Annotated in this window: 17 protein-coding genes; 11 read left to right on the top strand and 6 right to left on the bottom strand. The window is 71.1% G+C overall.

What is annotated here, in order from left to right:
* Nucleotides 1-10 precede the first annotated feature (10 nt).
* The 4 genes from E1264_RS16875 to E1264_RS16860 all read left to right on the top strand — a co-directional run bounded on the left by E1264_RS16875 (nucleotide 11) and on the right by E1264_RS16860 (nucleotide 4802).
* A complete protein-coding gene (locus E1264_RS16875) occupies nucleotides 11-1240 on the top strand; it encodes a SpoIIE family protein phosphatase (protein ID WP_347813400.1) in 1230 nt (409 codons plus the stop codon).
* Nucleotides 1241-1417: 177 nt separating this feature from the next.
* Nucleotides 1418-2107 (top strand): succinate dehydrogenase cytochrome b subunit, encoded by a 690-nt coding sequence (locus E1264_RS16870; RefSeq protein ID WP_132174498.1) that lies wholly within the window; start codon nucleotides 1418-1420, stop codon nucleotides 2105-2107.
* 2 nt (nucleotides 2108-2109) lie between these two features.
* Nucleotides 2110-4047, top strand: coding sequence for a fumarate reductase/succinate dehydrogenase flavoprotein subunit (locus tag E1264_RS16865; RefSeq protein ID WP_132174514.1), 1938 nt, complete (start codon nucleotides 2110-2112; stop codon nucleotides 4045-4047).
* Between the two features lie 2 nt (nucleotides 4048-4049).
* Nucleotides 4050-4802, top strand: coding sequence for a succinate dehydrogenase/fumarate reductase iron-sulfur subunit (locus E1264_RS16860; RefSeq protein WP_132174496.1), 753 nt, complete (start codon nucleotides 4050-4052; stop codon nucleotides 4800-4802).
* A 16-nt stretch (nucleotides 4803-4818) separates the two neighbouring features.
* Here the strand turns inward: E1264_RS16860 and E1264_RS16855 are convergent, their stop codons facing one another.
* The 5 genes from E1264_RS16855 to E1264_RS16835 all read right to left on the bottom strand — a co-directional run bounded on the left by E1264_RS16855 (nucleotide 4819) and on the right by E1264_RS16835 (nucleotide 10514).
* On the bottom strand, nucleotides 4819-5832 hold the full coding sequence (locus tag E1264_RS16855; protein WP_132174494.1) for a LysR family transcriptional regulator: 1014 nt from the start codon (nucleotides 5830-5832) through the stop codon (nucleotides 4819-4821).
* Nucleotides 5833-5909: 77 nt separating this feature from the next.
* The gene (locus E1264_RS16850) at nucleotides 5910-6608 is read right to left on the bottom strand and encodes a Crp/Fnr family transcriptional regulator (RefSeq protein WP_132174492.1); all 699 of its coding nucleotides are present in this window, start codon (nucleotides 6606-6608) and stop codon (nucleotides 5910-5912) included.
* A 325-nt stretch (nucleotides 6609-6933) separates the two neighbouring features.
* Nucleotides 6934-7704 carry a succinate dehydrogenase/fumarate reductase iron-sulfur subunit gene (locus E1264_RS16845; RefSeq protein WP_132174490.1) on the bottom strand — a complete coding sequence of 257 codons (771 nt, stop codon included), beginning with the start codon at nucleotides 7702-7704 and terminating at the stop codon, nucleotides 6934-6936.
* A complete protein-coding gene (locus E1264_RS16840; RefSeq protein ID WP_132174488.1) occupies nucleotides 7701-9659 on the bottom strand; it encodes a fumarate reductase/succinate dehydrogenase flavoprotein subunit in 1959 nt (652 codons plus the stop codon). Before E1264_RS16840 ends, E1264_RS16845 begins: the two co-directional genes overlap by 4 nt.
* Before the next feature lie 12 nt (nucleotides 9660-9671).
* Nucleotides 9672-10514 carry a hypothetical protein gene (locus E1264_RS16835; protein WP_132174486.1) on the bottom strand — a complete coding sequence of 281 codons (843 nt, stop codon included), beginning with the start codon at nucleotides 10512-10514 and terminating at the stop codon, nucleotides 9672-9674.
* Between the two features lie 614 nt (nucleotides 10515-11128).
* Between E1264_RS16835 and E1264_RS16830 the strand changes: the two genes are divergently transcribed.
* Complete coding sequence (locus E1264_RS16830; RefSeq protein WP_132174484.1) at nucleotides 11129-12826, top strand: LCP family protein; 1698 nt, start codon at nucleotides 11129-11131, stop codon at nucleotides 12824-12826.
* A 25-nt stretch (nucleotides 12827-12851) separates the two neighbouring features.
* Here E1264_RS16830 and E1264_RS16825 read toward each other — a convergent pair whose 3' ends face one another.
* Nucleotides 12852-13481: an A24 family peptidase gene (locus E1264_RS16825; RefSeq protein ID WP_243710974.1), complete on the bottom strand. Its 630-nt coding sequence runs from the start codon at nucleotides 13479-13481 to the stop codon at nucleotides 12852-12854.
* Between the two features lie 420 nt (nucleotides 13482-13901).
* On the opposite strand from E1264_RS16825, the gene E1264_RS16820 reads away from it, so the two are divergent.
* The 6 genes from E1264_RS16820 to E1264_RS16795 all read left to right on the top strand — a co-directional run.
* Nucleotides 13902-14186 carry a DUF4282 domain-containing protein gene (locus tag E1264_RS16820; RefSeq protein ID WP_243710973.1) on the top strand — a complete coding sequence of 95 codons (285 nt, stop codon included), beginning with the start codon at nucleotides 13902-13904 and terminating at the stop codon, nucleotides 14184-14186.
* A gap of 12 nt (nucleotides 14187-14198) precedes the next feature.
* Entirely contained in the window at nucleotides 14199-16616 is a 2418-nt protein-coding gene (locus tag E1264_RS16815; protein WP_132174482.1) for a serine/threonine-protein kinase, read from the top strand.
* Between the two features lie 22 nt (nucleotides 16617-16638).
* Nucleotides 16639-17778: a response regulator receiver protein gene (locus E1264_RS16810; protein ID WP_132174480.1), complete on the top strand. Its 1140-nt coding sequence runs from the start codon at nucleotides 16639-16641 to the stop codon at nucleotides 17776-17778.
* 41 nt (nucleotides 17779-17819) lie between these two features.
* Complete coding sequence (locus E1264_RS16805; RefSeq protein ID WP_132174478.1) at nucleotides 17820-19736, top strand: AAA family ATPase; 1917 nt, start codon at nucleotides 17820-17822, stop codon at nucleotides 19734-19736.
* A gap of 26 nt (nucleotides 19737-19762) precedes the next feature.
* Nucleotides 19763-20494 (top strand): 4Fe-4S single cluster domain-containing protein, encoded by a 732-nt coding sequence (locus E1264_RS16800; protein ID WP_243710972.1) that lies wholly within the window; start codon nucleotides 19763-19765, stop codon nucleotides 20492-20494.
* Between the two features lie 47 nt (nucleotides 20495-20541).
* The coding region (locus E1264_RS16795; RefSeq protein ID WP_207935967.1) for a hypothetical protein at nucleotides 20542-20731 on the top strand (190 nt) is incomplete at its 3' end.

Below are 20731 nucleotides of genomic sequence, written 5' to 3'. Positions count from 1 at the left end.
CGGAAGCATTGTGAGCACCATCAGCCAGCAGATTTATCCCGTCACGCCTGGAGCAGAGGGCATGATCGACCTGCTCCTCATCGACGACGACCCGTCCGGCGTCGTCATGGTCGAGAAGATGCTCGCGGAGAGCGGCCTCGACGTCGGCATCACGGTCGCCGGTGACCTCGCCGCCGCGCGCCGGGCGCTGACGCGGCGCACCCAGTGCATCCTCGTCGACCTGTCCACCCCCGGGATCGACCATCTGGAGGGGCTGCGGCAGGTGCTCGCGCTGTCCGAGACGGCCGCCGTGGTCGTCCTCACCGGGCTGGACGACGCGCACCTCGGCGTGCGGGCCGTCTCCGCCGGAGCCGAGGACTACCTGGTCAAACAGGAGGTCGACGCGCCGCTGCTGGCGCGCGCCATCCGGTACGCCATCGAGCGCAAGCGCTCGGAGGAGACCGAGCGGCGGCTGGTCGAGGCCCGGATCCTCGGCCGCGAGAACGCCCGGCTGGAGCGCGGGCTGCTGCCCGTCCCGCTGATCGACGACCCGTCGCTGCGGCACCACACCCGCTACCGGCCGGGACGGCGGCGGGCGCTGCTCGGCGGCGACTTCTACGACACCGTGCAGACCGAGGGCGGCGCCGTCCACCTGATGATCGGGGACGTCGCGGGCCACGGCCCGGACGAGGCGGCGCTCGGCGTCCAGCTCCGGATGGCGTGGCGGACGCTCGTCCTCGCCGGGCACACCGGCGAGCAGCTCCTCGGCACCCTCGACACCGTCCTCGGCCACGAGCGGCGCAATGAGGAGATATTCACCACACTCTGCATGATCACGATCGCGCCGTCCCGGCGGACCGCGCGGATGCATCTCGCCGGGCATCCCGCGCCGCTGCTGTTCCGCGAGGCGCCCGCGTCGGGCGTCCCGGGGGCGGGCGGTTTCGAGGTCGCGGCGCTGCCGGAGTACGCGCACGGGCCCGCGCTCGGCCTGGTGCCCGGCGCGGAGTGGCCGACGACCGAGATCGACCTCGGCGAGTCCTGGAGCCTGCTGCTGTACACCGACGGCCTGATCGAGGGACGGGTCGGCGAGAGCTCCGCGCGGCTCGGCACCGACGGCCTCGTGGAGCTCGCGCGTACGGCGCGCGGCACGGGCATCGGCGGACGGTCGCTCATCGACGAGCTGGTCGGCGAAGTGGAACGTCTCAATGGCGGCGCGCTGACCGACGACCTGGCCGTTCTCCTCCTGTCGCACCAGCCCTGAGATGTCTTCCGGGTCACTCCGGGACGGGTTCCCGGACGCCCTGTGAAGTCTCTCACCTGCGCGATGTCCGCATCGGGGCCGAAGTCCCGCGCTGCTTGTGCTCATAGCCTGCGGCTATCGAAACGAGTGCCGTGATGACTTGGAACTCTTGCCCCAGGCAGACGTAGCGTCCGCGGTGTGGCTATAGCGATACCCGCGATCTACCGGTCGACCGTCGGCAAGAAGGCCGTGATGGCGGTGACCGGCGGCGTCCTCGTGCTGTACCTGATCGCGCACATGGTCGGGAACCTGAAGATCTTCATGGGCGCGGAGGAGTTCAACCACTACGCGCACTGGCTGCGCACGATCGGCGAGCCCGCGGTGCCGCGCCGGACCGTGCTGACGCTCATCGAGGTCGTGCTCGGGGTATCGGTCGTCCTGCACATGTGGTCGGCGGTGTCGCTGGCGCGGCGCGCGTCCGCCGCGCGTCCGGTGAAGTACCGGTCGAAGAAGAAGTCGCACGCGCAGGGCTACGCCGCCCGGACGATGCGGTACGGCGGCGTGATCATCGCCGTGTACGTCGTCTGGCACCTGCTGGACCTGACGTTCTTCGTCGTGAACCCCAAGGGCGCCGACGCCACGCCCTACGAGCGGATGGTCGCCGACTTCGACCCGTCCCGCTGGTACATCACCCTCTGGTACGTCGTCGCGATCGTGCTCGTCGGCGTGCACCTCCACCACGGCATCTGGAGCGCGTTCCAGACCCTCGGGCTCCGCACGCCGCGCCGCGAGCGCGCCCTGCGCGGCCTCGCCGCGTCCGTCGCCGGGCTGATCACGCTCGGCTTCGCCGCCGTCCCCCTGTCCATCACATTCGGGTGGGTGAGCTGATCATGATCGACGCCTTCTACCAGTCCGGCGAGCCGATCGCCGACGCCAAGGCCCCGGCCGGGCCCATCGAGGACCGCTGGACGACCCGCAAGTTCGAGGCCGGGCAGGTCAACCCGGCCAACAAGCGCAAGAAGAAGATCATCATCATCGGCACGGGCCTCGCGGGCGGCTCGGCCGGGGCGACGCTCGGCGAGGCCGGGTACCACGTCATCCAGTTCTGCTTCCAGGACTCCCCGCGCCGCGCCCACTCGATCGCCGCGCAGGGCGGCATCAACGCCGCCAAGAACTACCGCAACGACGGCGACAGCGTGTACCGGCTGTTCTACGAGACGGTCAAGGGCGGCGACTTCCGCTCCCGCGAGTCGAACGTGTACCGGCTCGCCGACATCTCCCGGAACATCATCGACCAGTGCGTCGCGCAGGGCGTCCCGTTCGCCCGCGAGTACGGCGGCCTGCTCGACAACCGCTCGTTCGGCGGGACGCAGGTGTCGCGCACCTTCTACGCGCGCGGCCAGACGGGCCAGCAGTTGCTGCTCGGCGCGTACCAGGCGCTGATGCGGCAGGTGGACGCGGGCAACGTGGAGCTGTACCCGCGCCACGAGATGCTCGACCTCATCATGGAGGACGGTCGCGCGCGCGGAGTCGTCGTCCGGAACCTCATCAACGGCGAGATCAAGCACTACACGGCGGACGCGGTCGTGCTGGCGTCCGGCGGCTACGGCAACGTGTACTTCCTGTCCACGAACGCGATGGGCTCGAACGTCACCGCGTCGTGGCGCGCCCACCGGCACGGAGCGCTCTTCGCCAACCCGTGCTACACGCAGATCCACCCGACGTGTATTCCGGTCAGCGGCGACCACCAGTCCAAGCTGACGCTCATGTCGGAGTCGCTGCGCAACGACGGGCGCGTCTGGGTGCCGAAGAAGCAGGGCGACACGCGCAAGCCCTACGACATTCCCGAGGACGAGCGCGATTACTACCTGGAGCGCATCTACCCGTCGTTCGGGAACCTCGTTCCCCGCGACATCGCATCTCGCGCCGCCAAGAACGTGTGCGACGAGGGACGCGGCGTCGGCCCCGGCGGGCTCGGCGTCTACCTCGACTTCGCGGACGCCATCGAGCGGCTCGGCCGGGACAAGGTCGAGGCCAAATACGGCAACCTCTTCGAGATGTACGAGCGCATCACCGGCGAGAACCCCTACGACACGCCGATGCGCATCTACCCGGCCGTCCACTACACGATGGGCGGCCTGTGGGTCGACTACGACCTGGAGTCGACGATTCCCGGGCTGTTCGTCATCGGCGAGGCCAATTTCTCCGACCACGGCGCGAACCGTCTCGGCGCGTCCGCGCTGATGCAGGGCCTGGCGGACGGCTATTTCGTCCTGCCGAACACCATCGGCGACTATATCGCCCGCAACGCGCTCCCGCCCGTCGCCGACACCGCCGTCACCGAGGCCGAAGACCGGGTCAGGACGCGCATCGACAGGCTCCTCGCCGTCGACGGCGACCGTTCCGTCGACTCCTTCCACCGCGAACTCGGCCACATCATGTGGGAGTACTGCGGAATGGAGCGCACCGAGGAAGGTCTCCGGAAGGCCCTCGGCCTCATCCCGGCGCTGCGCGCCGAATTCTGGGAGCGGGTCAAGGTCACCGGCAAGGGCGAAGAGCTCAACCAGCAGCTGGAGAAGGCGGGACGCGTCGCCGACTTCTTCGAGCTGGCGGAGCTGATGGTCATCGACGCGCTGCACCGCACCGAGTCCTGCGGCGGCCATTTCCGCGCCGAAAGCCAGGACGAGGACGGCGAGGCCAAACGCGACGACGCCAACTTCGGCTACGTCGCCGCCTGGGAATGGGCCGGGGAAGGCGAACGGCCCGTCCTCCACAAGGAGGAACTGAACTTCGAGTACGTCAAGCCGAGCCAGAGGTCGTACAAGTAACCATGAAGCTCACACTGCGCGTCTGGCGCCAGAGCGGCCCCGAGGACAAGGGCGCGATGGTCGAGTACAAGCTCGACGACATCTCCCCCGACGCGTCGTTCCTGGAAATGCTGGACGTCCTCAACGAGAAGCTCATCGCGTCCGGCGAGGAGCCCATCGCGTTCGACCACGACTGCCGCGAGGGCATCTGCGGCATGTGCTCGCTCGTCATCAACGGCACCCCGCACGGCCCGGAGCGCAACACCACCACGTGCCAGCTCCACATGCGCAAGTTCGAGGACGGCGAGGTCATCGACGTCGAGCCATGGCGCGCGGCGGCGTTCCCCGTGGTGAAGGACCTGGTCGTGGACCGGTCGGCGTTCGACCGGATCATCCGGTCGGGCGGCTTCATCACCGCCCCGACCGGCACCGCCCCGGAGGCGCACGCGACGCCCGTCCCGAAACCGGACGCCGACCGCGCGTTCGAGGCGGCCGAGTGCATCGGCTGCGGCGCCTGCGTCGCGGCCTGCCCCAACGGGTCCGCCGCGCTGTTCCTCGGCGCCAAGGTCACCCACCTGGGCCTGCTGCCGCAGGGGCAGCCGGAACGCTGGGACCGCGTCGTGTCCATGCTGGACACGCACGACGCGGAGGGCTTCGGCGGCTGCACCAACACCGGCGAATGCACCGCCGCCTGCCCGAAGGGCATCCCGCTGGACGTCATCGGCCGCCTCAACCACGACTACCTGAAGGCGACCGCGGGCGGCAGGAAGCGCTGACCCACCGGCCTTGCCTCTAGTCGTGGACGAGGGTCTCGACGCCCGCGGGCAGGCTCCCGGCCAAGCCCGCCTCTACGAGGAAGGTCTCCAGGGTGTCCTGAAAGGCGCGTGCCGCGTGGGTCAGCTCGACGTCCTTGCGGTGGGCCAGCGCGATCGTCCGGAGGAGGCCCGGGCCGTGCCGGCCGCGCCGCGACTCCTCGTCGGGCAGGACGAGCGGCGTCCCGCGCAGCCCGGGCCGTCCGGACAGGACCATGCTCGGGACGACCGCGATACCGAGCCCGACCTCGACGAACCGCAGCACGGCGTCCATCTCGCCGCCCTCCACCGCGAACCTGGGCTCGAAGCCCGCCTCGCGGCACGCGCCGATGGTCGCCTCGCGCAGGTCGTAGCCCGGGCGGAACATCACCAGCGGACGGTTCCGCAGATCCTCGATCCGCAGGTACGGGCGCCGCGGCAGCGTCGCCGCCTTGAGCGACCGCTCCGCGGCCCCCTTCTCCGGGCCGGACGGCCGCCCGGCCGGAGACGCCACGACGAGGTACTCGCGGAGGATCGGAGTCGTGTCGAGGGGCGGGTCACCGTGCAGCGGGAGGATGACCAGGGCCAGGTCGAGCGACCCACGCGTCAGCTCCCGGACGAGGTCCCGCGAGCCTCCCTCTTCGACGATGAGCTGAATCCCCGGGTAGGCGTCGTGGAAACGGCGCAGAACGTCCGCCAGCAGGCCCGCGCAGAGGGACGGTGTAGCACCCAGCCGTACCCGCCCACGCTTCAGCCCCACCAGCTCCTGCACTTCCAGGCGGGCGGTGTCGACGTCGGCCAGGATGCGCTTGGCCAGCGGCAGCAGGGCCTCACCGGCGGGCGTCAGGGTGATGTTGCCCCTGGCGCGGCTGAACAGGGAGACGTTCAGCTCCGTCTCCAGCGCGCGGATCTGCTTGGACAGCGAAGGCTGCGCCACCCGCAGGATCTCGGCGGCCTGCGTGAAGTGCCGTACCTCCGCGACCGCGACGAAATAGGCGAGCTGCTGCAACTGCATCCTGCACAGAGTACGTGCCGCCCATCCTGCGGCCCCCACCCGCAGTGCGGCTAGCACGCTGTGTGCCCAGCGGGCGGCTAGCGGGCGTGGCGGCGCAGGGCCTGGAGGTCGTGGACGATCAGCCGCCGCCGTCCCGTCTCGATCCAGCCGTGCGCGCGCAGCGTGCGCAGCGCCTTGCTGACCGCCTCCCGGGACGCGCCGACCCAGCTCGCCAGCTCCTCCTGCGACAGGTTCAGCGTGATGCGGACGCTCTGCCCGCCCGCGCCCGGGCCCGTCCGCCGCTCGTACGGCACGCCGAACCGCTCGGCCAGTTCGACGAGCCGCTGCGCGACGCGTCCGGTCGCGTCGAACATGCCGAACTCGGCGCGCTTGCGGTCGGCGTCGCGCCAGCGCTGGCACAGCATCCGCATGATGATGATGGAGACGCGCCCGTGGGCCTGCAGGAACGCCATGAACTCGTCCGCCGTGACGGCGAGCGCCCGCACCGGCTCCAGCGCCGCCACCGACGCGGAGCGCGGCTGCCCGTCGATCGCGGCGACCTCGCCGAGCAGCGCGCCCGGCCCGCGCACCGCGAGCAGCGCCTCACCGCCCTGCTCCCGGTAGGAGAACGCCTTCACCCGGCCCCTGAGCAGGACGGCGACCCAGCCGGGCTGCTCGCCCTCCACGAAGAGCGTGTCCCCCCGTGCGAATTCGCGGACGCGGCCACGTGACTCCAGGTCCTCGCGTTCCGCCTGGGTGAGATCGGCGAGGAACGAGCCCGGTTCGAGGGCGCTCATGCCCACCACGCTAAAGGGACCCGGGCTTCCACGGGCCCCGGAAAACAATCACGGTTCAATCACGCGTTGTGTGCACTAATCCCTATTCGATTCGCCGGGCGTGGGCGAGGGTTGCTCATGGCGTGTGCGGCCGGGAGGCCACCCAGCGTCCACCGCGTTCAGGGGAACGGCGGTACGACGGGCGGCGGCCCGGGGGCACGCCGCCCGTCACGGGACGGGACGCCGCGTGCCAGAGCGACGTTCCCGCGTGACGGAACGCGAGCGTCCCCCGTTGCGCGGGGCGACGGGGGACGCTCGCGAGAACCAGAGCCTCGGTGCGGGGCCGTCAGGCGGACGGCGTGTCCTGGCCCTTCTTGACGATGCCGAGCTTGGTGCCGAGCCACACCACCGGGTCGTACTTGCGACCGACGACCCGCTCCTTCATCGGGATCAGCGCATTGTCGGTGATCTTGATGTGCTCGGGGCAGACCTCGGTGCAGCACTTGGTGATGTTGCAGAACCCGAGCCCGTGGTCCTTCGCCGCGATCTCGCGCCGGTCCGCGACGTCCGCCGGGTGCATCTCCAGCTCGCCGATCCGCATCAGGAAGCGCGGGCCGGCGAACTCGGCCTTGTTCTCCTCATGGTCGCGGATGACGTGGCAGACGTTCTGGCACAGGAAGCACTCGATGCACTTGCGGAACTCCTGCGAGCGCTCGACGTCCACCTGCTGCATGCGCAGCTCGCCGGGCTTGGCGTCGCCCGGGTCGAACGACGGGATCTCCCGCGCCTTCTGGTAGTTGTACGACACGTCCGTCACCAGGTCGCGGATGACGGGGAACGTGCGGATGGGCGTGACCGTGATCGTCTCGTCCTTGTCGAACGTCGACATCCGGGTCATGCACAGCAGCTTCGGCATGCCGTTGATCTCGGCGGAGCAGGAGCCGCACTTGCCCGCCTTGCAGTTCCACCGGACGGCGAGGTCGGGCGCCTGCGTGGCCTGCAGCCGGTGGATGATGTCGAGGACGACCTCGCCCTCGTTCACCTCGACGGTGTAGTCGGTGAGCTCGCCCTCGCCGTCGTCGCCGCGCCAGACCTTGAACTTGGCCTCGTAGCTCATCGGCCGTCCTCCTCGTCGTCCTTGGCCGGCCCGTCGTCCTTGGCCAGGCCCGCCGGCAGCTCCTCGGCGGTCAGGTACTTCTTCAGCTCGTCGTTGTCGAACAGCGCGAGCAGGTCGTCGCGCATCGGCTCCATCGGCTGGCGCTTCAGCTCGACGTGCGGGGACGACGGGTCACCGGCCAGCGAGCAGACCAGGTTGACCTTCCGCCATTCCGCGGACATCTGCGGGTAGTCGTCGCGGGTGTGGCCGCCGCGGCTCTCCTGCCGCTCCAGCGCCGCCTTCGCGACGGCCTCCGACACCAGCAGCATGTTGCGCAGGTCCAGCGCGAGATGCCAGCCCGGGTGGTAGCCGCGGCCGTCGCCGACCGCGACCGGGTCGACGCTGACGTTCGCGACCCGCTCGCGGAGCTTGCCGAGCGAGGCGATCGCCTGCTCCAGCTCCGCCTCCTTGCGGATGATGCCGACCAGCTCGTTCATGGTCTGCTGCAGCTCGGCGTGGACGGCGTACGGGTTCTCGCCGCCCTCCCGCTCGAACGGCGCCAGCGCCTCGGCCGTCGCCGCCTCGACCTCCGTGTCGGGGACCTCGGGCCGCGCGTCCAGCGCGTCCACGTACTCCGACGCGCCGAGCCCGGCGCGCCGCCCGAACACCAGCAGGTCCGACAGCGAGTTGCCGCCGAGCCGGTTCGAGCCGTGCATGCCGCCGGACACCTCGCCCGCCGCGAACAGGCCGGGCACCAGCGCGGCCCCGGTGTCGGGGTCGACCTCGACGCCGCCCATCACGTAGTGGCAGGTCGGGCCGACCTCCATCGCCTCGGCCGTGATGTCGACGTCCGCCAGCTCCTTGAACTGGTGGTACATCGACGGCAGCCGCCGCCTGATCTCCTCGGCGCCGCCCGGCATCCGGTCGACGACGGTGAGGAACACCCCGCCGTGCGGCGATCCCCGGCCCGCCTTGACCTCGGCGTTGATCGCGCGCGCGACCTCGTCGCGCGGCAGCAGCTCCGGTGGGCGCTTGTTGTTCTCGGGGTCGTCGTACCAGCGGTCGCCCTCCTCCTCGGTGGTGGCGTACTGGTTCTTGAACACCTCGGGGATGTAGTTGAACATGAACCGCTTGCCCTCGGAGTTCTTGAGGACGCCGCGGTCGCCGCGCACCGACTCGGTCACGAGGATGCCCTTGACGGACGGCGGCCAGACCATGCCCGTCGGGTGGAACTGCACGAACTCCATGTTCAGCAGCGTCCCGCCCGCGAGCAGGGCCAGCGCGTGCCCGTCCCCGGTGTACTCCCAGGAGTTGGACGTGACCTTGAACGCCTTGCCGATGCCGCCGGTCGCGAGCACCACGGCGGGCGCCTCGAACACCACGAACTTGCCGGTCTCGCGGACGTAGCCGAACGCGCCGCAGATCCGGCCGTCGGCGTCCTTCAGCAGCCGCGTCACGGTCGTCTCGGCCCAGACCTTCAGGCGGGCCTCGTAGTCGCCGTGCTCGGCGTGGTCCTCCTGCTGCAGCGCGACGATCTTCTGCTGGGTGGTGCGGATCAGCTCCAGGCCCGTCCGGTCGCCGACATGGGCGAGCCGCGGGTACTCGTGCCCGCCGAAGTTGCGCTGGCTGATCTTGCCGTCCTTGGTGCGGTCGAACAGCGCGCCCCAGTGCTCCAGCTCCCAGATGCGGTCCGGGGCCTCCTTGGCGTGCAGCTCCGCCATGCGCCAGCTGTTCATGAACTTGCCGCCGCGCATGGTGTCGCGGAAGTGGACCTGCCAGTTGTCGTTGGCGTTGACGTTGCCCATCGCGGCGGCGGCGCCGCCCTCGGCCATCACCGTGTGGGCCTTGCCGAACAGCGACTTGGAGATGATCGCGGTCTTCTTGCCCTGGAGGCGCGCCTCGATCGCCGCACGCAGCCCGGCGCCGCCGGCACCGATGACCACGACGTCGTACGAGTGCCTCTCGATCTCAGTCATGATTCCTTGGCCTCAGTTGAAGATACGCAGGTCGGAGATGGTCTCGCTGGCGACGAGCGCGACGTACAGGTCGGCGACCACCAGCGAGCCCAGGGTGATCAGCGCGTACATGCCGTGCCGCTCGTTGATCTTGGACACCCAGCCCCACATCCGGTACCGGAACGGGTGCTTGGAGAAGTTCTTCAACCGCCCGCCGACGATGTGCCGGCAGGAGTGGCACGACAGGGTGTACAGCCACAGCAGGACGACGTTCGCGACCAGGATGAGCGTGCCGAGCCCGATGCCGAACCCCCCTGCGACGTCCTCGTCCTTGCCGTGGAAGGCGAGGATCGCGTCGTAGGTGTTGACGAGCGAGATGAGAACGGCCGCGAGCCAGAAGTAGCGGTGCAGGTTCTGCCCGATGAGGGGGAAGCGCCGCTCGCCGGTGTACTTGCCGTGCGGCTCCTTGACCGCGCACGCGGACGGCGACGCCCAGAACGAGCGGTAGTACGCCTTCCGGTAGTAGTAGCAGGTGAGCCGGAACAGCAGCAGGAACGGCAGCGAGATCGCCGCGAACGGGATCCAGCCCCGGGTGGACTCGGGCAGGAACGTCCCGAACTCCGCCGCGCTGCCAGTGTGGCCGTTCACCGTCACGTCGTTGCATATCTCGTTGAAGCACGGCGAGTAGAACGGCGTCAGGTAGTGGAATTCCGGGACGTAGAACGCCGAGCCCCAGAAGGCCCGGACGGTCGCGTACACCACCCATGCCGTGAAGATCACGAAGGTCGTGACCGGATACAGGCGCCAGTTGTCCTTCCGGAGCGTGCGTTCCTTGATCTGGGCGCGCGACTTCGCCGGCGCCTCCACAGTGCTCATCGATCGCTCTCCTGAGCTCGGGTCGTCGTGTCCCGTATCACGGTCTGCGCGCACCCGCGCGTCCGTCCGCGCCCGGCCGTCGTCCTGGATCCGAGCCTTCGGCCCGTTGTCGTGCGTCCCGGCCGGAACCGCAGACGGCGGCCGCGGGCCGTGCCGCATGCGGGCGGTGACGCCTCGTGTGCGCTTCTAGCGAAGCGACCTTACGCCACCTGACGGGAGCTGTGACATACATAACAGCGAGAACCCATATGTGAGTCTGACCACAGACTTTATCCGCCGAAGGGCGTCCCGGCACCGCCCGTCATCCATAACCAGTTGTTATTGCCCAGCGGAATGGAGACGAGCGCGCTAGGGCATCGCCGGCGGGCGTCCCGGACCGGGTCGGCGAACGCGACACCGCAGCGGACCCCGGACGGTCCGTCGGTGACGGAAAGCCTCGAACGGGCACCGCACCGTCACAACGCCGGGTTTTCGGTGCTCTTGTCAACAAAACGGACGTCTCGCGCATCCAACAGATGGAGGTGCACGCTCCCCCGTGGTTCCCGCCGCCTTCATAGACTGACGGACTACGCAAAATCACGCGCCCTGCCAGGGCGCGCGCCGAGACGGGACCGATGAGCGACAACGATTCCGGCCGCGACGATCTCGCGCGGGACCAGGCCGCACCCGGCCCACCGGCCGACCCCTCGAAGACCGCCGACATCGTCTTCGACGAGACCCGCCTGCGCACGACCGCACCCGCTGACGATGACGCTGACGACGGCGTGAGCGAGCCCGGGCCGGACGAGCCGGAAGCCACCGAGGTCACCGAAACCGCCGAAACGCCACAGGACCGTGCCAATGGGGCACCGGAGAAAGAGGCATCAGAAGCCGCGGACGCGGCGGATGAAGATGAAGGCGCGGAGCCGGAGGGCAAGGACGAGGAGAAGGCCGCCGCGGGCGGAGGAGGCGAACCGCGCCGCCGGCGAAAGGTACTCCGGCGGGTGGCGTTCAGCCTGGTCGTCGTCATGCTCCTCGGGGGCGCGGGAGCGGCGTGGCTGTACCACGATCTGGTCGGCGGCATCAGGACGAAGCACGTCACCGACCAGCTCGGCACCGACCGGCCGAGGAAGCTCAACAAGTCGCTCAACATCCTGCTGATCGGGTCCGACACGCGTGAGGGGGAGAACGCCCGGTACGGCGGGGCGGGCGAGATAGCGGGCGCGCGGTCGGACACGGCGATCCTGCTGCACCTGTCGCCCAACCGGGACCAGGCGGTCGGGATCAGCTTCCCCCGCGACTCGATGGTGAAGATTCCCGAGTGCGAGAAGGAGAAGGGCGGGACGGCCCCGGCACGGTTCGGGATGCTGAACACCGCGTTCGCGTTCGCGGGCGCGACCTGCACGTGGAAGACGCTGGAGTCGCTCACCGGAATCCACATCGACCATTTCGTCCAGGTGGACTTTTCGGGTTTCAAGCGCATGGTGGACGCATTGGGCGGCGTCGAGATATGCGTCGACAAGCCCGTCAACGACCCGCGCGCGGAACTGTATCTGAAGGCCGGGAAGCAGACCGTCAAGGGCAACCAGGCGCTCGGGTACGTGCGGGCCCGCTATTCGCTCGGGAACGGGTCCGACCTGGAGCGGATCGAGCGCCAGCAGAAGTTCATGGCGGCGGTCGTCGACAAGGCCACCAGCGGCCGGGTGCTCACCGACCCGGCGAAGACGTACAAGTTCCTCAAGGCCGCGACGAAGTCGGTGACGACGGACGACGAGCTCGACCTGTCCGCGATGCGGAAGCTGGCCGACGGGCTCAAGGGCATGAGCGCGGGCCAGGTGCGGTTCGTGACCGTCCCGGTCGAGCGGTACGCGCCGGACCCGAACCGCGTCCAGTGGAACGAGGACCTGGCCAGGCCGCTGTTCGACGCGATCCGGCACGACAACGACCTGCCCGCGGAGCCGGCCGGGCCCGTCCAGGCGAAGCAGGCGCCGCCGCCGCCCGGCAAGGTGAGCGTCACCGTCGTCGCCGCGGGCGGACGGCCCGAGCTGGTGAAACGCGTCGTGAAGCAGCTCAGGCAGCGCGGTTTCACCGTGGCGAAGAAGGTCGAGAAGGGCGCCGTGGTGCCGGAGAGCCGCATCGTCTTCGCGCCGTCGGCGGAGGCGCAGGCGTCCGCGCTCGCGCGGGACGTCCCGGACGCGCTGCTCACCCCCGACGCGGGCGCGCCGGCGAGCAGCGTGCGGCTCGTCATCGGCAGGAACGGCCTGCGGCTCGCCCCGCCCGCCATCAACAAGATCGGCGGCGGGATCAAGGGCGGCCAGAAGCTCTGCGACTGACGGCGGGGCGACGGGCGTCCGGGCCTCAGGCCGTGGGCGCGGAGTAGGCGAGGAGTGCGAGGAGCGCCCCGGCGAGCATGCAGGGGCCGAACGCGAACTCGCCCTTCCTGGTGCGGCGGACGATCATGATCCCGACGCCCGCCACGCCGCCGAGGAGGTACGTCGCCAGCAGGCCCAGGATCCAGGCGTCCTGCCCGAACCAGCCGAGGTAGAGGCCGAGCACACCGGCCAGCTTGACGTCCCCCATGCCGATGCCGGACGGCACCAGGAACGCCTGGACGAAGTACAGCCCGAACAGCAGCGCCATTCCGAGGAGCGCGTGCTCGAAACGCCGCAGGCCGTCGTCGGTGAAGGGCGCGGCCCCGGCCAGGAGCGCCGCCGCGATGCCGTAGGACGGCAGGGTGAACCGGTCGGGAAGCCGCTTGGCCCTGATGTCGATGAACCCGAGGAGCGTCCCGACCGCGGCGAGGTAGAGCAGCGCGGGCAGGACGGGCTCGGGCCCGGCGCGCCATCCGAGCACCCCGTAGACGGCGGCCGTGACCAGCCCCATCAGGACGCGGCGACCGCGCGGGACGTCGCCGCTGAACGGTGCCGCCAGCGGCGCCATGAGCAGCCCGACGGCGAGCCCGACGGGAAGCAGCACGAACGCGACCACTGGACCTCGCCTGACCCCTCGCCCGATCCGACTTCGCCTCGACCACAAGCATCACAACCGTACGCCCGGCCGTGCCGGGAGGCCCTGTCCGAGCGCGGTTCGTCCCGGCGCGGGCGGGGGTGCAGGCTCTAGAGTCTTCTTGTAGGCGGCCCCACACTGGAGACGACGGCGATGACGCACCCTTCGGACCCCGGTCACCCCTCGCACCCGCAGGGCCCCGGCGCAGGACAGCCCGCAACCGGTCACCCGGGAGCCCCCTACGGTCCGCCGCCGGGTCAGCCGCCAGGTCCACCGCCGCAAGGGCCGCACCAAGGACAAGGGCAGGGACCGGCCCCCGGGCCCTACACGCCAGGACCCTACGGGCCGCAGGACCAGCCCCAAGCCTGGACGCCCCCGCCGCGCGACCCGTCGAGCAAGGGCGTGTTCGGGGCGCTGTTCGACATGAACTTCGACCACATGGTCACCGCGAAGCTGGTCAAGATCGTCTACGCGCTCTCGCTGGTCCCGATCACCATGGTGTCGCTGCTGATGGCGGGGTACGGGCTGGACTGGCTCGACCAGGGGTCGTCGTTCGGGCTCCTGCTGCTCGTCTCGTCCCCGTTCGTGTGGCTGTTCCAGGTGCTGACGATCCGGACGATCCTGGAATTCGTGATCAACCAGTTCAAGATGAGCGAGTATCTGCGGGCGATCAAGGACAAGGACTAGACGGGGCTGCTGGTGGGCGAGTTCGACGAGACCCGGCCCGGGAGCGGCACGCCGCCGCGGGACACGCGGCGCGACACCGCGGATCCGGCGCCGGACGCGGGCTCCACCCGGCGCGACGCACGCGTCCCGGCACCGCGCCCAGGCCCGCACCCGGGCGCGCACCCGGCGTCGAGGACGCGACGGGACGGCGAGGCGGCGGCAGCCGGGGGCGAATCGCTGATGCGGCTCCCGGCCGTGCTTGGCGAGCGGTACGAGGCGGTCGCGGAGCTTCCCGTCCAGGGCGCCGAGTCGGATCTGCTCCTGGTCCGGGACGCGCGCGGCGACGAGTACGTGGCGAAGATATTCCGCCGCGGGTACAGCGCCGACCGGGAGGTCTGGGCGAAGCTGCCCGCGCTCGACTCGCCGCACGTCCTGCGGATCCTGGAGACCGGCCACGCCGACGGGCGCGACTACGAGGTCGCCGCCTACGCGCCCGAAGGCAACCTGCGGTCACTGCTGCGGCAGGGACCGCTGCCGCCGGAGACGGCCGCCGACTTCGCCGCGCAGCTCGCGGACGGCCTGACGGCGCTGCACCGGGCGGGCATCGTCCATCGGGACCTCAAGCCGGAGAACGTCCTGGTCGTGGGCACCGACCCCGTACGGCTGGCGATCGCCGACTTCGGGCTGAGCAAGGTGCTCGATCAGAGCGTCGTGTTCGCGTCGTCGTCGCGGACGCTGGCGTACGCGGCGCCGGAATCGCTGTCGGGACAGGTGTCGCCCGCCCGTGACTGGTGGTCCCTCGGGATGATCGTCCGGGAGACGGCGACGGGCCGGGCCCCGTTCCAGGGGCTGAGCGAGACCGTGGTGGTCGACCATCTGGCGACGCGGCCGGTGCGCGCGGACGACGTCCCGGACCCGAGGCTGCGGCTGCTGTGCCAGGGCCTGCTCACGCGCGACCCGCGCAAGAGATGGGCGGGCGCGCAGGTCAGGGAGTGGCTGGACGGCGGCTCGCCGCCGGTCGCCGAAGAAGCCGACCAAGGCCCCCGGCAAGGCACCGGGCTCCCGTTCAACGGCCGCCGCTTCACCCGCCGGGACGAACTGGCGCGCGCGCTCGTCGAGGACTGGGATCACGCCGCGCAGTACTTCTTCCAGCGCAGCGAGTCCGGGCAGGCGTGGCGGAGCCTGCGCGACTGGCTCACGGAGCTGCCCGACGACGACGGCCTCATCGACCTCGTGGACGGCCATCTCACCACGCGCCTGCCGTCCGACGTGAAGCTGCTGCACCTGGTGCGATGGCTCGACCCCGAGCTCCCGCCCCACTACCTGGGCCGCCGGACGACGGCCGACGACCTGCCGAACCTCGCCGCCCTCGCCGAGGACCGCCGCCACCCCGACCATCACCTCGCCTGCCGGATCGGGCGGGACCTGTGGGAGCGGGGCCTGCTGCGCGTGCTGGCCGGGTTCGCGGGCGGAGGGGAACTCGCCCGCATCGACGACCAGTGGCGCGCCTACACCACGGCCTGGAACGACCTCGCCCGCTGGCTGCGCACACAGGAGGCGACTCCTCCGGGCCTGGAGGCGCGGCTCCCCGACGCCGGCGCGGACGACCCGCCCGTCGTCCTCCTCACCCTCCTGGCCCTCGCCGCACGCCCCGCACAGGCCGGACCGCAACTCGCGGACGGCGCAGAGCGCGCCCGCACGTCCGTCGCCGATCCCCCGCCGTGGTTCACCTGGATGGCGGACGGGACGGGCGACGATCCGCTCCGGCAGCTCGCGGTCTCGCTGGCGGCGCCCGAGGCGGTCGTGGAGACCGAGGCGCGGGCGCGCGACCGTCTCGCCGCCGAACGGCAGGACGAGGCGCTCCGCGCGCAATGGGCCGGCCGCGAACGGCAGCGGCTCGCCGGACGCGGCGCCGCGACGGCCCGCGCCCTCCTCTGGACGCTGCCCCTCCTCGCGTTCTGGCTGCTCGGAAGCTGGATCGTCGACACCCTGTTCGGCGGCGACGACACCGGCACCAGCACCGTCGGCGGGTTCCAGCGGTCGTCCGGCGCGTCGCTCGGGTTCCTGGTCGCGGCGTCGGTGGTCGCGGGGGCGGTGCAGTGCGGCAGCGAGGTGATGCTGGCCCGCGCGCAAGGCTCGGAGTACCTGCCGGGCGGGCCGTGGTCGCTGTTCTCCAAGGTGCTCGCGGGAGTCGGGCGGATGCTGTCCGGCGTGTCCAGGGTGTCCCGCGGCGCCGCCCGGCGCGGCGGACGTCCCGGCTGCGGGCTCCTGTTCCTCGCGGGGACGCTTCCGCTGCTGATCGTCCTGATCCTGATGGGAGCGGTGATGCCGCTCGGGACGCTGCTGTGGCTGCTGCTGATGGCCGCGGGCGCGTTCGCGCACGCCATCATGGCGGGCATGCGGCTGCACCGGTGGCGCGAGTCGAGGGTCGGCGGCGGAGGGAAAGCGTGAGCAGCGTCAGTGGAGGGGAAGCGTGAGCAGCGGCGTCGAGGCGGAGATCGTCCTGGACATGGCGGTGGTCCTCACCCTGGGGATGAACCGCGTGCTCGGGCGCGGCGCGGGGATCGCGGGCCGGGGCGCGGAGGCGCTGGCCGCGCTCGCGGAGGGACGCGCCGAAGCGCGCGCGGCGGCGCTCGCCGAAGTCGAGACCCAGGAGCGCGCGCTCCGCGAAGTCGTGGCGCGCAACGCGCGCATCGAGGCCCTCGCCGAGACCCGCGACAGGCTCGGCGCGGCGGACGTGCCGCTCCCGGCGGAGCTGCGGCCTGACGAACGTCCGGTGGAGGAGCTCACCGAGTGGTGCACGTCCACCGACCGCCTCCTGGACGAGGCCGAACGGCGCTTGTCCGAACACCTGGCGGCGGAGGTCACCGCGCAGGTCTTCGCCGCCCCCGCCGAGGGCCTCCGGACCGACACCACCCGGCGGCCCGAGCCCGCGACCGACGAGGACGAGCGGGCCGCCGTCCAGCAGAGCCTCGCGCGGATCTTGGCGCGCCTGCTGCCGGACGCGTCCGACGCGGAGAAGCGGGCGGTGGCGGACGCGGCACGGCTCCTCGCGGGGATCACGACGGCGGACGAGGCCGAAGGCGTCCTGCACGAGGTGCGCCTCCGGATCCAGGACGCGAACGGCCGCGTCCAGGAGCGCAGGGAGGACGAGCGCCGCCGGGCGGCGGAGCGCGACGCCGCCGAGCAGGCCGAGGCCGAGCGCCGGTACGTGCTCGACTCGATCACCGCCGCGTTCGAGGACCTGGGCTACGAGGTCCAGGCCGGTTTCGAGACGCTGACCGCCGGCGACGGCACCGTGACGCTGACGAAGGGCGCCTGGCCCGACCACAGCGTGCGGATGCGCGTCGACGACGCGGCGCACGTGCGGGCGTCGATGGTGCGCGAGCGGCCCGCCGAGAGCGAGGACGACCGGCGCGTCGACGTCGAACGGGAGCGGGAGTGGTGCGAGGCGTTCGAGGACGCGAGGGCCCGCCTGGAGGCCGCCGGAATCCGCTCCGACGTGTCGTGGCGCCTCGACCCCGGGGTCCGCGAGCTGCCGGTTTCCGCCGGGTCACGGCACACTAGGACCCGTGCGGGCCAACGCGAGCGCAGTCGGGAGCGTCCAAAGTAGCGTCCCAGGGGTGCGTGTGAGAGCGGAGTGGAGCAAGCCGGATGAGCATTGAATCGCCGACACTCGGTGGGCGGCTGCAGGGGTGGCCGCCGTTCATCCGTGAGCTGGACGCGACCCTCTCGGTGCACTCGCAGTACGTCCTGTCGGGCAACCTCTACGACAGCTTCCTCGCGCCTCCGCTGGACGCGGCCGGGCCCGCGCGGCTGCTGCCGCTGCGCGAGCTGCTGTGGGAGACGCTGCGCTCCAGCGGCGCGTCCTGCATGATCGTGTACGACCCGGTGGACGGGCTCCAGGTGTACCCGGACGCCGGCGACGAGCTCGGGGACGAGGCCGCGCGGTCGGCGGCGGCGCTGCTCGGCAAGATCAAGGCGGACGAGAAGCCGTCGCTGGAGGCGCTGACCCGGCACCTGGCGGCGGTGGCGCGGCCGAAGGAGAACATCCGCGCCGCGTTCGTGATCGACTCGGCGTCGCGGATCGCCCGCACCCCGACGGACCTGGAGCCGTCCGAGCGCGACTTCTTCCGGTTCTGCGCGAAGCTGTCGCGCAGCGCCCGGCCCGTCCGGGTGACGGGGCCGCGGCCGAAGCCGCTCTACAACCCGATCGTGTGGCTGGTGGAGCGGCCCGGCGATCTGCCGCCGTGGCTGACGACCGACAACGAGACGATCCGGGAGATCACGATCCCGCGCCCGCATCTCGGTGACCGGCAGGAGACGGCGCGGCTGCTGGCCCGCGCGTTCGGGGTCAGCGACGTCGGCTCGGACGAGGTCGCCGCCGCCGCGTGCGACGCGTTCGCCGAGCAGGCCGACGGCCTCACGCTCCAGTCGATGATCGAGGTGACGCGGCTGGCGAAGGAGCGCAGCGTCGACCTGGCCGACCTGCCGGACGCCGTCCGCACCTACAAGCTCGGCGTGCTCGACAACCCGTGGAGCCGCGGCCATCTGCGGCGCCGGGTGCTGGAGGGCGAGAAGCGCGTCCCGGAGCGGGTGATCGGGCAGCCGCAGGCCGTCACGAAGACGCTCGACATCCTCAAGCGGGCGGTGCTCGGCCTGTCCGGCGCGCAGGCGACCCGGTCGGGCAGCCGCCCGCGCGGGGTGCTGTTCTTCGCGGGCCCGACCGGCACCGGCAAGACGGAGCTGGCGAAGGCGATCACCGAGCTGGTGTTCGGGGACGAGTCCGCCTACCTGCGGTTCGACATGAGCGAGTTCTCCGGGGAGGGGTCCGGCGACCGGCTGATCGGGTCGCCGCCCGGGTACGTCGGCCACGAGGCGGGCGGGGAGCTGACCAACGCCGTCCGCGAGGACCCGTTCCGCGTGATGCTGTTCGACGAGATCGAGAAGGCGCACCCGCGGATCCTCGACAAGTTCCTGCAGATCCTGGAGGACGGGCGGCTCACCGACGGGCGCGGCAACACCGTCCACTTCTCCGAGTCGATCCTGATCTTCACCTCGAACCTCGGGATGTACGTCCCGGGACGCGACCTCACGACCCGGGACGCGTCCCCGTACGGTCCGGCGAGCCGTGTGCAGAACATCACACCGGGGATGGCCTACGACGAGGTCGAGCAGCGCATCAAGGCCGCCGTCGCCGAGCATTTCACCGAGGTCCTGAACCGGCCGGAGCTGCTCAACCGGTTCGGCGACAACATCGTGGTGTTCGACTTCATCTCCGGCGAGGCCGCGCACAAGATATTCGACCTCCAGTTCGCGAACATCTGCCGGCGCGTCTCCGACGAGCACCGGCTCGTCCTCGCCGTGAAGGGCGACGCGCTGGAGACGCTCCGCGGGTGGTGCACCGAGGAGCTGGCCAAGGGCGGGCGCGGCATCGGCATGGCGCTGGAGTCGTTCTTCGTCAACCCGCTGGCGCGCGCGCTGTTCGACCGGGAGCTCGTCCCGGACGAGAAGGTCACCGTGTCGGGCATCCGGCGCGAGGGCAGCATCGTCCATCTGGATCTCCAGTGACCCCGGCACGACCTCGGGCGCGGAGGGTGGCCGAAGGCGGCCTCCCGCCGAAGCTGTTGCTCGCCAAGGCGCACTACCCGGTGACCACACTCGGCCCCGGGACCCGCGCGGGCATCTGGACGCAGGGCTGCACGCTGCACTGCCACGGCTGCCTTTCCCGCGACACGTGGGACGCCGACCCGGGCAGGGCCGTCCCCGTCGAGACGGTGCTCGGCTGGCTGGAATCGCTGCCGGGCCCGGTGGACGGCGTGACCGTTTCCGGAGGTGAGCCGTTCGAGCAGCCCGCCGCGCTGGCGGCGCTGCTGCGCGGGGTCCGCGCGTGGCGGGACCGCCGCGACCGTGAGACGATGGCATTGGACATATTGGTCTACAGCGGATATGTCTACTCTCGGCTCTCCCGCACCGCTGAGACGCGCGAGATCCTGGACATGTGCGACGCAGTGATCGCAGGGCCGTACGTCGATCGGCTCAACCCGGGGGGGCGACACTCCAGGGGTGGCTCTCTACTCTGGAGGGGGTCGGCCAACCAGCGTGTCGTGCCGCTGTCCCCGCTGGGGCGCGAGCGGTACGGGGCACTGGCCGACATCGGGAAGACTGGAGAAGATACAGGGCCCCGAGTACAGGTGTCCGTGGACGAAGGGCCGGAGGGAAGGCGGGTGTACTACATCGGGATCCCGCGAAGGGGTGATATGGATCACCTCACGTCGAGGCTCGACCGCGCCGGGGTGCGCTCGGGGGATGTGTCATGGCGACCTTGAAATGTCCTGTCTGTGACGAACCGTTCCAGCAGGGTGATCTGCTCTGCATGAGCTGCGGGGCCAACCTCGCCCGTGCGGGCGGCGCCCAGCGGCAGGGCCCGGGCGGCTACGACGACCAGCAGCGGGGCTACCCGCCACCGCCACCGCCGGGCCCGCAGCAGGGCGGCCAGCCGCAGTACGGCCCCCCGCCGGGGCAGGGCGGCGGCCAGTACCAGCAGGCGCCCGACCCCTTCCAGC

The sequence above is a fragment of the Actinomadura sp. KC216 genome, from assembly GCF_004348535.1.
GTDB lineage: Bacteria > Actinomycetota > Actinomycetes > Streptosporangiales > Streptosporangiaceae > Spirillospora.
This window is presented reverse-complemented; position numbering and strand designations above follow the sequence as displayed.